A 14,070-nucleotide genomic window follows, 5' to 3' on the forward strand; every position below is an offset into this window, starting at 1 on the left:
CTAAAACTGTTTAAGTACTATCTTAGATCAGCGAAGGATGCTGAAACCATGAAAAATTTTTTTGAAATATTTTCTCCAAAATCATTTATCGTCTTAAAAGAGGGGTATAAAAGTTCATACTTTATGCCGGATCTTATTGCAGGTATAACCGTAGGAGTCGTCGCTCTTCCACTAGCTATGGCATTTGCTATCGCCAGTGGTGTCGGACCTGAAAAAGGGTTATATACTGCAATCGTAGCAGGTATACTGATCTCTCTTCTTGGCGGAAGCCGTTTTCAGATCGGAGGACCGACGGGAGCTTTCGTAGTCATCATCTATGATATTGTTATGCGTCATGGGTATGAGGGGCTTGCGATTGCTACTCTAATGGCAGGTATGCTGTTGATCGTTATGGGACTGCTTCGCTTCGGTGCTATTATCAAATACATCCCCTACCCTGTGATCACAGGTTTTACAAGCGGTATCGCTCTCATCATATTTACATCCCAAGTAAACGATTTTCTAGGTTTAAACATACAAAATCTCCCATCAGATTTTCTCTTAAAATGGGAAAGTTATTTTAAATATATCGACCATATAAATCTCTATAACCTTTTACTCGCACTCATCTCCATAGCTATCATTCTGACTATAAAGCGTTATGTACCAAAAATACCCGGTCCGATCATCGCCGTAATATTCGGGGCTGTTACCGTGTCTATATTCAATATACCGGTAGACACTATCGAATCTCGTTTTGGAGATATCCCACGTACTCTGCCTTCTCCGTCACTACCTATATTTGATCTAACACTTATAAAATCTCTTATTCCTGATGCATTGACGATCGCACTTTTAGCAGCGATAGAATCACTTTTAAGTGCAGTCGTTGCAGATGGGATGACGGGACGCTCACATAAGTCCGATACAGAGCTGATCGCTCAAGGTGCTGCCAATATAGGTTCTATCTTTTTTGGCGGTATTCCTGCAACAGGAGCCATCGCAAGAACAGCTACAAATATAAAGTCAGGTGCTAAAACTCCGCTAGCAGGAATTATCCACGGCATTGTCATAGCCCTGTTTATGTTTTTATTTGCAGAGTGGATCGTAAAAGTACCTATGGCTGTCATGGCGGCAATACTCATTATTATCGCTTGGAATATGAGTGAAGTACACCACTTTAAACACATATTACGAGGTCCAAGAAGTGATGCGATGGTTCTGCTTACGACATTTATTCTTACTGTTTTGGTTGATTTGACCGTTGCCGTTCAAGTCGGAGTCGTACTGGCATCGCTGCTCTTTATTAAACGTGTTATAGAAGTGACGCAGGTTCAAAACAGCAGGTTTAAACTAAGCGGATTTGAATCTCAGACAGAGGAACGGCTCGATGATCCTGATATGCTTACAAAAAAAACCATTCCCGAAGATACCGAAATCTATGAGATAGACGGACCCTTTTTCTTTGGCGTGGCAGACAGCCTCAAAAGAGTCATGGAGACACTTGGTTACACACCGAAAGTCTTTATTCTAAGAATGCGCAAGGTACCTGTCATAGATGCTTCAGGCATGCATGCACTAGAAGAGTTTTATCTTCGCTGTAAAAAACAAAACACAAGATTCATCCTCTCAGGAGTAAATCCTAATCTGGAAAGTATGCTGAAAAAGTTCGGTTTTTATGCGATGATAGGAGAGGAAAATGTTTTTGACCATATAGATAAAGCGATCCGTGCCTCTGAAGAGGAGATATCAAAGAAAGAGGATTAAGAATCCACAATCACAGTATTTCTCCCACTATGTTTAGCATTGTATAATGCTAAATCAACTCTTTTTAAAAGTTCTTCATTGTTCTCATTTTCTTTATATTGGACCAGACCTATACTGATCGTTATATGTTCTATCTCTTCAAAGGTATAGTTATCGACAGCTGTTCTGATCCTTTCAACGATTGTCGCCGCCATTTCTAATGTTGTCTTTGGCAGTATTATCATAAACTCTTCACCGCCGACTCTTGCAAAAATATCGCTCTTGCGCAGATGCTGTTTTACGAGATCAACTACCGATTTTAAAATTTTGTCTCCAACATCATGCCCGTATGTATCATTGACATCTTTAAAATAATCCAGATCAAACATACATAATGAAAATGTCGTATGATACCTATTTGCTCTATCTATCTCATTTTTTAGAGCATCATTGAAGTAGTACCTATTATATATCTCAGTCAGTGAATCTTTCATAGCTATCTCTCTCATATTTTCATATGCTTGATTCAGCTCTTTTGTCCTCTCTACTACTGTCTTTTCCAAAGAGGCATTAAGATTCATCAATTCACTGTTTTTTTGTTTGATCTCTTTTGAATACTTTAACAGCCTGTTTTTTAAAGCGATGGAAATAAGATAAGATACAAATAAAGATAAGACGATCAATACTAATGAAAAGATCATGATCCGTACATACTGTTTTTTATACATCTTTGTTAAGGATTCCGCTTTTTCCTGTAACTTGTCGTTAAAAGCGTTATAATAAAACCCATTCCCGACGATCCAGTCACTTCCGGGCACTTTTTTTACATAAGAAAACTTTTCTTCTACTTGACCTGTCAGAGGATTTTTTAATTTATATGATACAAAATAGGGATCTTTTGACTTTGCACTTTTTATGAGCTCTTTTATAAACTCTTTTCCGTCTTCATCTTTTAAAGAAAGGACGTTCTCGTTTCTCGGAAAGAGACCCTGCCCGTTCATTATATTGTTTCCATTCTCATCTATAACAAAAAAATACTCACTTTCATTTATAGACATATTGCGTAATGTCTTTAGTGCATGCTCTTTCATCTGAGACATTACCGTATCCAAGTACTCGGCAGATCCCATGTACCAATCAAAATCATCAAATCTTTTAACGTATGCAAGCTGTTCATACTGTTTATTCGGGTCAGTGTTTGGACGAGTGAACGTATCCCATATAAACCCTTCACCTTTCTCTTTTGCCAGTGCTATCTCTTCACGGATAATATGCCTTTGATCCGCATCTTGAAGGTCTAAAATATTTTTTCCTTCAAAATGTTTCAAATAACTTGGTGAAAGGTGCGATACGCCGTTAAAATCCACTATGAATATATAGCATTCGCCATTGTTCCATGTAAGAGATCTTAAAGAATCGATTATCTCTTTTTGCAGCTCTTTTTTTGTATGATTTTTTATATTTTTTTCATAAATGTTTTTTGCGATGGAGTAAGCCGTATCTACTCTGTTTTTGACTGTCTCTTTTAAGATCTCCGTCGTTACGGATTTTTTGTATTCAAGCAGTTTTGCGGCAATATCGACTTTTGAGATGACTTTGTTTTTTTGTGCCTCGACATATACCGTTTCCATATCTTCCAGAGAATCTTGATACTGAAGTTCATTTATATGCAATAAGAACAACGAGACCATTGTTACGACTAAAGGTATGAATATAAAAGGGCCGTAAGCGATTATGGAGACAAGACTCTTTTCGCTCAAAAAATTAAATATATGTTTCATCGGACAACTTTCAAGTATAACTTTACTCTATAATACCGAATCTATACAAAAAAAAATATAATTTATTACATAAAGTGTGATATTTAGATCTTCACTCTATCTTCTAATGCCCTTGTCAGCGAAAGTATATCGATATTTTCAAGACTTACACCTGTCGGTACGCCTTGGGCGATTTTAGTAAATCTGACATCATAATCACACAGTTTATCCTCTATATAGAGAATGACCGCGTCATTTTGGATCGACGGAGTAAGTGCAAATATCACTTCGCTGACCCCGCTTGAGACAATATCTTGAAGATGGGAAATATCTAGCTGGTCTAACGAATCAAGAACAAAATATCTACCCTCAAAGAGCCCGTTTTCTTCAAAAGTGAGTATGTCTTTTGCATTTTCGACAATACATAAAACCTCTATATCTCTTGAGGTGTCGCTGCAGATGGCACAAAGCTCATCTTCACTCATACCGCCGCATGAGATACATTTTTTCAGACTTCCGACGGCATTTTCTATGGCATGGGCAAGTTTTATGGCGCTGAAACTGTCTTTCATAACCATATGGTATGCGAGTCTAATGGCTGATTTTTTGCCGATTGTAGGCAGTTCTTCCAGACATTCGACAAGACGGTTAAACTTTTCCAGCGATCTTTTCATCTTACATCTACTTTAGGTAAAAATATCCATATTTTCAGCTTTGCCTTTAGGTTTCCGGCAATATCAAGAGCTTTATCTCCAAAGCCCGTAAACAGGTCGGCTCTGATAGGAGACTTGATAGCAGAACCTCTGTCCTGGGCGAAAACCACTCTGTCTATATTATGATATATATCCTTAGCATCAATATAAAGCATACTGCCCAGCGGAATATATTTGCTGTCAACGGCTGCTGAACGCATAGGTGTCAATGCAACGCCTAAAGCTCCTCTGACATCAGTCACTTGTTTCTTTTTAAAATACACGACTCTTGGATTATGATTTAAGACATCATCCACTTTTTGCGGGTTCTTTTCTGCCCACTCTTTTATCTTTTGCAGCGACATATTTTTTTTCTCAATAGTCCCGCTTGATATCAGGTATTTCCCTACAGATTGGTATTTATGACCGTTATTACCGCCGTATCCGACAAAAAGGGTATCGTTATTGTCCAGTCTGATACGTCCCGAACCCTGTATCTCCAAGAAAAATGCATCGATCTTATTATCTACATAACAGATAACAGAAGCGTTAATATCTTTTTGCTCTGCTCTTGTGTAATATGGAAGGACTTTACCGTCTTTCAGCCTGCCTTTGAGATGATAGTTTTTCAGCTCCGGATAATAAGCGCTAAAATCTATATCATATATATCGTTGGGCTTTGTATACAGCGGATACTGATACTCGTCATGCTGTGTCAAAGAACCGTGAAGTTCAGGCTCATAATAGCCTGTTAAGACTCCCGTATCTTTCTCTTTATCCATAATCTGGTAGAGTTCAAAGTTCTCTTCTACGAACTCTTTTTTATCACTTACATGTAAGGCATCTTTACAAAGTGATCCATAGAGTTCCTGCGTCTTTTTAGTCTTACAGTTTGCAATAAATCCCTCTACTACCTCATCAAAGTTCTCATCATTAAATCCGTCCAGATCTGAAAGGTCAGCTTTTTGCAATGTTGTATCGGGCATCGCAGGGACTACGACTTTACTGGAACATCCGACAAAAAACAGCACTACAAAAAAAGGTAAAATGAATCTCATTACTTTCTTTCCAACTCTTTTTTAAGATACATACCTGTATAACTTCCGGTTTTTTTATGATCACGCGCTACTTCTTCTGGAGTTCCGACAGCGATGATATCTCCGCCGCCGCTTCCGCCTTCTGGTCCCATATCTATGATGTAGTCAGCATTTTTTATCATATCAAGGTTATGTTCGATGACAAGAACGCTGTTTCCAAGCTCTACAAAGTTATGAAGCACTTTTGTCAGACGGTTTACATCGTCAAAGTGAAGGCCCGTAGTCGGTTCATCAAGGATATAAAGTGTCTTACCCGTATCTTTACGACTTAACTCTTTAGAGAGTTTTATACGCTGCGCCTCACCGCCTGAGAGTGTCGTCGCATTTTGTCCAAGAGTGATGTAACCAAGACCTACGTCATAAAGTGTCTGAATCTTTATCTTTATCTTCGGGATCGGATCAAAGAACTCCAACGCTTCGCTTACGCTCATATTTAAGACATCGGAGATACTTTTACCCTTATAATGCACTTCTAAAGTCTGAGCATTGTAACGAGTCCCCTTACATGAGTCACATTTGACCATAATGTCAGGCAGGAAGTGCATCTCTATCTTTATCTCGCCCTCACCCTGACACTTCTCACAACGTCCGCCTTTAACATTAAAACTAAAACGTGATGAGCTGTATCCACGGATATTTGCCTCTTTTGTCTTTGCAAAAAGATTACGTATCTCATCCATCACTCCGGTATATGTCGCCGGGTTACTTCTAGGTGTTCTTCCTATCGGGCTTTGATCCAGATAGATCACCTTGTCGACATGCTCCAGCCCCTCTATCTCGACACCTGCTACTTTTTTGACTTTTCTTGCGTGGTTAAGTATCTCTCTTGCTGTCGGCAGAAGTGTCTGAAGGATCAACGAACTTTTTCCGCTTCCGCTCACTCCTGTGATACATGTAAAGTTATTAAGAGGTATTTTCGCACTCAGATCGTTGATATTGTTGAGTGTTACGTTCTTTATCTCAATAAAATTCTCTTGCGGGCGTCTGTAAAAATACTCTATCTTCTTACGTCCGACAATATAATCAGCCGTTAGAGTATCTGCTTTTTTCAGTTCCTCGAATGTCCCTGCAAAAACGACCTCTCCACCGAATTTTCCGGCACCAGGACCGATATCGACAATGTAGTCTGCCTGTTCTATCGTCTCTTTGTCATGCTCGACGACTATAACGCTGTTGCCCTTCTCCTGAAGAGAACGAAGCGTACGGATAAGCTTTAACGTATCGCGCTCATGAAGACCGATGCTCGGTTCGTCAAGGACATACATGACTCCTGTCAGTCCGCTTCCTATCTGCGAAGCGATACGGATACGCTGTGCTTCACCGCCGCTTATCGTCCTTGCATCACGACCCAGAGTGATGTAACCAAGTCCAACGTCAAACAAGAAGTAAAGGCGCTCACGTATCTCATTTAGTATCGGTGCTGCTATCATCTTGCCCTGAGCATTTAGATGAGAGAAATTCTCCTCCGATTTAAACCACTCATAGCTTTTGTTGATAGGCATATCAAGTATTGACGCGATACCCTGATCCGAGACTTTTACTGCGAGACTCTCCTGTTTTAAACGGTATGAGTTGCAGACGTTACACACCTTCTCGCTCATATAATCAGCAAGTTCTTTCTCATCTTTGAACATATCGTATGCTATCTTGATGATACCCGGCCATACGCGCTTGACCGGATGCCCTTTCCAAAGAAATGTGACTTCATCTATGCCGCCGTGAAGGATCGCTTTTTTCTGATACTCTTCCAGCTCAGAGAACGGTACTGTCATATTGATGTTGTTCTCTGTACAAAAACCTTTTAAGAACGTAAAATAGTATCCCTTGTTAAAACCGTAGACTATCTTTACCGCACCCGTTTCAATCGTCAGGTCTTTATCTATTATCTTGTCATGGTCCAATGCATAACGCACACCTAGACCGTCACACTCAGGACATGCTCCCTTTGGTGAGTTAAATGAAAAAGAGAGAGGTTCAAGTTCGTCAAAACTTATCTTACAGTCAAAACAGGCATTGTGTTCGCTGTAATGGATAGTAGACTCTTTCATCCCCAACTCTTCATGGTTTAAGATATCTACCTCTACTTCACCATAGCTTTGTTTTAACGCTTTTTCGACATCCTGAGCTATACGGTCTTTGTTCTCTTCACTGATGACTAAACGGTCTATGACTACTTTAATGGTATGTTTTTTCGTTTTTGAGAGTTCTATCTCCTCATCCAGTCTTGTCATCACTCCGTCGATCATCGCTCTTACGTAGCCTTTTTGAACAAGAGACTCTATCATCTCGTTAAACGATCCTTTTTTCTCATTTACTAAAGGAGCCAGAATCACGACTTTTGCATTTTCTGGAAGTTTAAGGACCTCGTTTATAATATCCTCGGCACTCATATGAGTGATCTTTTTGCCACACTTGTGACAGTGCTGCACACCTACACGAGCATATAGAAGACGGAGGTAGTCATAGATCTCCGTAATAGTCCCGACGGTCGAACGAGGATTTTTAGAGGTCGTCTTCTGGTCTATGGCGATAGCCGGAGTAAGTCCCTCTATCTTGTCGATATCCGGTTTTCCTATACGGTCAAGGAACTGTCTTGCATAAGAGGATAAAGACTCTATATATCTTCGCTGCCCCTCTGCATAAAGTGTATCAAACGCCAGTGTAGATTTACCGCTTCCGCTGAGCCCCGTACAGACGACCAGTTTGTTCTTCGGTATCTCTAAAGAGATATTTTTTAAATTATTTTCACGTGCACCAAAAATTTTTATCATTATCTATCCTAAATATATTCTATAAAAAAAATGTTCTATAAGTTAAATAGCCGACAACACCTATGTAAAATAGCACAAGCAGGTCTTTTTGCAAAGATTCGCTCGTAGAGTGTTTCAGCATAACACCGAAATATACACCAACCAGTGATGCTATACCTATGATCAAGCCGCTATGGAAGTCTATGACTCCGTGCAGACTTTGGGAAATAAAACCCGATATCGAAGAAAAGACTACAAAAAAGAGTCCCGCCGATGTCGCATTTTTAAGCTTTACATGTAAGAATCCGACTAATATCGGAACAAGTAAAACTGATCCCCCGACCCCTATGGAAACGCTGAACATTCCCAAAAGAAATCCTATTATAAAGAGTATCACCGGATTGACCGTTTTTTGACTTCTATGTTCTTTTACTTTAAAGAAGAGCCTTAAAAGTGCAAAGACCGTAAATGCCAAAAAGATACCCTGTAGTATTATTGCATCTACATTTGCAACTATCATACCACTAAAAAGAGCACCGACAAAACCTCCGGCACCTATTATAAAGACCATCTTTACATCTAGAGTACCTTTTCTCAGGTTTAAATAGCTTCCATAAATGGAACTGAAAACCATTTGAACGACTGAGATACCGATAGAGGTCTTCATATCAAATCCATGAAACAAAAGTAACGGCACTAAGATCGTCCCGCCGCCGATACCAAAGAAACCTGATAGCAATCCGACAAAACTACCAAGGAAAACAAGTTCAAGCATCAATACTCTTTATATTGGTTCAAATTTCGCCCGATTATACCCAAGAATTGCTTACGAAGATACATAGAGAGCCACTGTATTAATTTATTTTTAGGTTTGTATAACGTATAATCTACTAAATTTTGTATATTGGATTAAAAAATGTTATCTACCATCACTAAAGCAGCTACAAACTTTTGTGAGCATCAAATAAGAAAACCTTATTCATTATCAGATGAGATGCCCAAAATGAGAATGTTTATTGCTTCTATAAACATATTGGAGAACAATAACACGCATAAAGTGTATGTTGCAGCGCCGACAGAACTGCTGCAGACACTGTGTGAAATTTTTCTTTTTGAAGATGATTGTGATGAAGAGACACTCAAAGATATGTTGTTAGAGATGACAAATATGATAGTAGGAAGTGCAAAAGTGATAGCTCAAGAAGAAAATGGAGCAAAGAAGTTTGATATAAGGACTCCGGTCTTTTTAGATATAAATGACTTTAACTATCCATATGATTCTGAAGTAAATATCAGTATAGGTGACACAAATATACTAGTAGCGATCAAGGAAAACGATGCCGCATAACGATGAAACTGAATTCGATGAGACAAAAGAACTTTCATGGATGAACTATGAGGGTTTGCTGGATATGGAGGTCGAGTTCGTCGCTGATCTTGGTGAAACGGAGCTTAGTATCGGTGATATACTTAAACTTGAAAAAGGTTCTGTCATCGATTTGAAAAAACCTGCCGGAGAGAGTGTGGAGTCTTATGTAAACGGGCGTATCTTGGGAAAAGGTGAAGTCATGGTATATGAAAAGAACCTTGCTATCCGTATTAACGAGATCTTAAACTCCAGTGCCGTCTTATACCATCTGTCGAAGGAACGATTATGAAGAAGATACTCTTTTTACTGTTTATACCGCTGGCACTTTTTGCATCGAAGATACTAAGCTACAACGTATATGACAGAAGCGACAGAGTCGATGTGATGTTTACGTTTGATACTCCGTATGACGGTGTCATAAGCCAGCAGACACAAAACTCGAAGATCATAATCAAACTTGATGATGCGACCATAGAGTCTCAAAAAATAAAAAAACTCTCATCTCAGTACCTGACACAACTGACCATCACACCGGTAACGAACTATACGCAGATAGTCGCTTATGTTCCGACAGATGTACAACTTCAAGCATCAAAGACCGCAGATGCTTACGGTCTGCGTTTGAGATTTAACAAAGCGGCTCCGGCACTTCAAGCTGCCGGGACGACTGCAACTTCTGCTTTACCGACAAAAAAAGATATTCAGATCTCAACAGGATACTATATAGTCATAGCGGTTTTACTGGCTAGCCTTGTCTTTGTGTACTATCTAAAAAGAAAGATAACAAATGCGACAAACGCTAAAAAGAGTCCCGGTATGATTAAACCTGCGAGAAAATCTTGGCTGTTCAATCCTAAAGATGAGAACCAAGAGGATGTAAATATCCGCTTTTCAAAACAGATAGATCAAGTAAACAGAGTGATCATGGTCGATTACGGAAATCTAAGCTACCTTATCCTAGCAGGAAACGACAATATACTTCTTGATAAGTTTGAAGACAATAAGCCTGTCACAAATAATGAGTTTGAAGAGATACTAAAATCTCGTAATGAAGAACTTACAGAGCTGCTGCAGCTAAACAACAACAAAGAAAAAGAACCTTTTCAGACATACAAGGAAAAAGCCGCTTCCATAGCGTATGACGTTTAATCTTTAATCCCAGAATACTTTACATGTAGAGCTTACATGTAAAGTATTTTTCTACAAAGATCTATCTAGCCAGATAATCTCTCCAGCCTCCGTATTTCGTGATCTCCTCTGCGCCCAAAAGAGCATTGTTCTCACATAAAAACCCGTAAACACTGCTTCCGTCTTCTAAAAAAACAGTCCCGATACAAAGCGGCGATGCGATCTGGATCATAAATGCACCGAAGTTTTCCAAAGGCATCTCCCATACTTCAAGCTCCAATGATGCATCGCTTGTCTCATCACGGATCATTCCGGGACGAGGCGGTACTTTTTCAGGCACGTTGTAAAGGCGGTAACCTTTGGCTGTCAATGTCTTTTTTTCAAGACGGGCATCCAGCTCGGTCAACTGATGGTTAAGCGGCAGTCCGCTCATATGTGCGCCGCATACGGCGATCTTGATAGTTTTAGACATCACTGCCCCTTTGCATATAATTTTCCCCTATCTGTAACAGTTTTCTATCTTCAAAAGCCTCTGCAAACAGTGTAATACCAAACGGCAGACCGTTTTTTCTAAAACCGGCAGGAACCGCATAAGCCGAGAAGTCCAGAAGATTCATAAAGTTTGTATAGTATCCGAGGTTAGAATTCAGCTGTATCGGATCGGCGTTTACTTCATCTATCGTATAGATAGTCCCCGTCGTCGGAGTCAATGCAAAATCGATGTCTTCCATCACGATATCCGCTTTACGTCTGTAGGCTTTTAGCTTGTACTCTGCATTAAAGTAATCCTCCGCACTCTTACTTTTTCCCGACTCAATGATCGTACGAGTGACATCTATAAGACTTTGGGGAGAGTTTTCTATCATATCCTTTACGGCTACGTAACGTTCAGCCACCCAAGGTCCGTAGTAAAGCAGGTTTGCCGCTTCAAGCATAGGCGAAAAATCGGTCTCGACCGCGGTTCCGCCCATCTCTTCAAATCTTTGAACCGCTTTATAAAAAAGCTCCTCTGCTTCAACGTCACCGAAAAATTTCAGCTGATCGGCTCTTGGAACGGCAAAACGAAAGCTTGAAGGCACACTTTTTTGCATCTCAGGCATCTTACGGCTGTATGGATCGCCTTCATCAAAAGAAGCCGCGACGTCAAACACCTTTTGAGCATCCTCAGTGCTTTTTGCAAAGATTGAGATACAGTCTAGACTTCTACATGCAGGCACTACACCCGATGTACTGAGCACTCCTTTAGAGGGTTTGAGCCCTACAAGGTTGTTAAAAGCAGCCGGTACGCGTCCTGATCCCGCAGTGTCCGTTCCAAGTGAGAATGCTGCCATCTCTAAAGCGACGCTTACCGCACTTCCCGAACTCGAACCGCCGGAGATATACTTAGGGTCGATGCTGTTTTGACAAGCCCCAAAAGGAGAACGTGTCCCTACAAGTCCCGTCGCAAACTGATCAAGAGTCGTCTTTCCTACAGGAATAGCACCCGCTTTTATGAGAGCCTCTACGGCAAAAGCCGATCTTTCAGGCATATAACTGTAATCAAGACACCCTGCCGTTGTCGGTATACCAGCAAGGTCGATATTGTCCTTAATGGCAAAAGGGATCCCGTAAAGAGGCAATGAAGAGGGTTCGCACGCTTCAAGTCTTTGAAGGTATGGTTCAAGTTCATCGTCACTTAGTATATGTATCCAGATAGGATTAGCGCTGTGTTGTTCTATACGCTTTTTTATCTGTGCCATCAACTCTCTTGGAGTAAGTGTTTTATTTATATATGATTTTTTTAGATCAGAGATATTCATTTGTTTTCCTTTAGTCAATAGTTGTTAGAGGTATTTCGTCATCTTTTGTACGAAACGCTTCGATAAAAGCCGCCATCATAATAAGCGCGCCGCCCGTCCATTCGACGTACGTCATCGTCTCACCCGCGATCAATGTCGCCGAGATAACCGCAGTGATAAGTTCCAAGATAATAATGATCGATGAACGCCCTGCTTCCATATGCGTCACTCCCCACTGAGAGCCTATATTTGCTAAAAGCAGCCAGAAAAGTGCATACATCACTAGCATAAGCCATGCATTTTCGCCGATGCCTAAAGGAAACTGTTCTATGCCTGCAAGTAAGAACATCCCCGCAAGAGCAAAACAGCCAAAGAACATACTGCCTATTTTCGATCCGACCGGTACGGCTTGAACTGCACGAAAAAGCAGGTTGTTCATAGCAAAGAAAAGACCCGATGCCAAAGCGATAAGGTCGATCCATGACGGCGGAGAATCGAGTACGTCAAAACCACCCAGAATCAAGAAAGCTCCGCTTATAGCCAAGAAAACACCCAGATAACGCCAACGGTCTATCTCCTCTTTTAAAAAGAAGCGTCCTCCCGCTACTCCCCATACAGGCAGCAGGTAAAAAAGCACCATCACACGGATCACTTCACCGTTGATGAGAGCATAAGTAAAAGCAAGGTTCGCCCCGCCGCCAAAAAGTGCGATCAAAAGCATTATCCTTTTATGCCCTTTCCATAAAGAGAACTGTTTAAGCAGCAGCGGAGTCAATGCAAGAGCCAGCATACCGTAAGCTAAAAAGATAAGTCCGATCCCGTCAATACCCATCTCGTTTATAGCTTTAAGCGGCAGCCATGTAAGACCCCACAGTACAGAGGCTCCAAGCAGTACAAAAACAGGAAGATGCGCTCTCATAATAGTCCTTTTTTTTCAGCGTAAGTATTGAAATGTCTCATCTCAGTCTCTGCCATCCAGCAGTTGATCTCCCATAGATCGGCGATCGGGGCATTCGTAAAAGGGAGAGTATGCAGATATCCGTCAGGTCCGAATTCCGGTGTCATCGTTGTGATCTGCATCCCTTTTACATTTTGCGCATCCCAAACGATCTCCCATATCTCTTGATGAGAAAGTAAAGCCTCTTTGTATTCAGGTGCTCCGGGATGAGGCACTTGAGGACCCTGTGCATAACCCACACGGGAATGGATATGGTGCACGTTTGCTGCGATAGCTTTCATAGTATCGAGTTCCGTAGTCATCAGACGTTCGCAGACCACGCACCAGTGGCTCATATCGAGTGTCAGTTTGATCTCAGGGATCGCATCTACTATACTTTTTGTCATCCAGGGAGTAAACAAAGATCGGCTGCGGTGCGTCTCAAAAGAGATCTCTATATTATACTTTTTTGCCAGCTCCATAGAGCTTTTAAAAAACTCTATGCTCTGCTCTTGGCTCCATGCATCACATCCGCCTATGCAGGTCATAAAACGAGGGTTTAGTTCCAAAGAGTTCTTTATAGCCTCTTCGACATCGTTGATATGCCCCTGCAAAGTATGATGACGTGAGGGGACATAGTCGCCTCCCGTCACGATCTCGCCTATGAAAGCGAGATCATACTTCTCTAGACATTCTTTCCAACGTGCTTTCTCTTCCGACACTTGGGGCACTTTTCCTTCGATCCCTTCAAAACCTGCTTCTTTTACCTCTTTACAGGCAGTTTCAAAGTCTCCCGTAAATCCCCACATGGTCTTAAAATTCTCTACTTTCATC

13 protein-coding genes are annotated in these 14,070 nt (G+C 40.9%); 4 read left to right on the forward strand and 9 right to left on the reverse strand.

Annotation, left to right across the window (positions count from 1 at the left end):
• Positions 1 to 48 precede the first annotated feature (48 nt).
• Entirely contained in the window at positions 49 to 1,746 is a 1,698-nt protein-coding gene (gene sulP, locus WCX87_RS06530; protein WP_345978633.1) for a sulfate permease, read from the forward strand.
• Here sulP and WCX87_RS06535 read toward each other — a convergent pair.
• The 5 genes from WCX87_RS06535 to WCX87_RS06555 form a co-directional block, all read right to left on the reverse strand.
• The gene (locus WCX87_RS06535) at positions 1,743 to 3,506 is read right to left on the reverse strand and encodes a cache domain-containing protein (RefSeq protein WP_345978635.1); all 1,764 of its coding nucleotides are present in this window, start codon (positions 3,504 to 3,506) and stop codon (positions 1,743 to 1,745) included. The genes sulP and WCX87_RS06535 overlap by 4 nt on opposite strands.
• Positions 3,507 to 3,589: 83 nt before the next feature.
• A complete protein-coding gene (gene recR, locus WCX87_RS06540) occupies positions 3,590 to 4,159 on the reverse strand; it encodes a recombination mediator RecR (RefSeq protein ID WP_345978636.1) in 570 nt (189 codons plus the stop codon).
• Entirely contained in the window at positions 4,156 to 5,235 is a 1,080-nt protein-coding gene (locus WCX87_RS06545; protein WP_345978637.1) for an MltA domain-containing protein, read from the reverse strand. Before WCX87_RS06545 ends, recR begins: the two co-directional genes overlap by 4 nt.
• Positions 5,235 to 8,045 carry an excinuclease ABC subunit UvrA gene (gene uvrA, locus WCX87_RS06550; RefSeq protein ID WP_345978639.1) on the reverse strand — a complete coding sequence of 937 codons (2,811 nt, stop codon included), beginning with the start codon at positions 8,043 to 8,045 and terminating at the stop codon, positions 5,235 to 5,237. The genes WCX87_RS06545 and uvrA overlap by 1 nt, the downstream gene beginning before the upstream one ends.
• A gap of 19 nt (positions 8,046 to 8,064) precedes the next feature.
• Complete coding sequence (locus WCX87_RS06555) at positions 8,065 to 8,799, reverse strand: sulfite exporter TauE/SafE family protein (protein WP_345978640.1); 735 nt, start codon at positions 8,797 to 8,799, stop codon at positions 8,065 to 8,067.
• 141 nt (positions 8,800 to 8,940) lie between these two features.
• Between WCX87_RS06555 and WCX87_RS06560 the strand changes: the two genes are divergently transcribed.
• Genes WCX87_RS06560 through WCX87_RS06570 form a run of 3 tightly spaced genes read left to right on the forward strand, consistent with a single transcriptional unit; the run spans position 8,941 to position 10,542 of the window.
• On the forward strand, positions 8,941 to 9,372 hold the full coding sequence (locus WCX87_RS06560; RefSeq protein ID WP_345978641.1) for a chemotaxis protein CheX: 432 nt from the start codon (positions 8,941 to 8,943) through the stop codon (positions 9,370 to 9,372).
• Positions 9,362 to 9,682: a flagellar motor switch protein FliN gene (fliN, locus tag WCX87_RS06565; protein ID WP_345978642.1), complete on the forward strand. Its 321-nt coding sequence runs from the start codon at positions 9,362 to 9,364 to the stop codon at positions 9,680 to 9,682. Before WCX87_RS06560 ends, fliN begins: the two co-directional genes overlap by 11 nt.
• Positions 9,679 to 10,542, forward strand: coding sequence for a hypothetical protein (locus tag WCX87_RS06570; RefSeq protein WP_345978643.1), 864 nt, complete (start codon positions 9,679 to 9,681; stop codon positions 10,540 to 10,542). The genes fliN and WCX87_RS06570 overlap by 4 nt, the downstream gene beginning before the upstream one ends.
• Positions 10,543 to 10,603: 61 nt before the next feature.
• Here the strand turns inward: WCX87_RS06570 and WCX87_RS06575 are convergent, their stop codons facing one another.
• Genes WCX87_RS06575 through WCX87_RS06590 form a run of 4 tightly spaced genes read right to left on the reverse strand, consistent with a single transcriptional unit; the run spans position 10,604 to position 14,069 of the window.
• A complete protein-coding gene (locus WCX87_RS06575) occupies positions 10,604 to 10,993 on the reverse strand; it encodes a hypothetical protein (RefSeq protein ID WP_345978644.1) in 390 nt (129 codons plus the stop codon).
• On the reverse strand, positions 10,986 to 12,320 hold the full coding sequence (gene atzF / locus WCX87_RS06580) for an allophanate hydrolase (protein ID WP_345978645.1): 1,335 nt from the start codon (positions 12,318 to 12,320) through the stop codon (positions 10,986 to 10,988). Before atzF ends, WCX87_RS06575 begins: the two co-directional genes overlap by 8 nt.
• Positions 12,321 to 12,330: 10 nt before the next feature.
• A complete protein-coding gene (locus WCX87_RS06585; protein WP_345978646.1) occupies positions 12,331 to 13,218 on the reverse strand; it encodes a DMT family transporter in 888 nt (295 codons plus the stop codon).
• On the reverse strand, positions 13,215 to 14,069 hold the full coding sequence (locus WCX87_RS06590; protein WP_345978647.1) for a TIM barrel protein: 855 nt from the start codon (positions 14,067 to 14,069) through the stop codon (positions 13,215 to 13,217). The genes WCX87_RS06585 and WCX87_RS06590 overlap by 4 nt, the downstream gene beginning before the upstream one ends.
• Position 14,070 lies beyond the last annotated feature (1 nt).

Source organism: Sulfurimonas sp. HSL3-2 (assembly GCF_039645965.1).
GTDB classification, from domain to species: domain Bacteria; phylum Campylobacterota; class Campylobacteria; order Campylobacterales; family Sulfurimonadaceae; genus Hydrocurvibacter; species Hydrocurvibacter mobilis.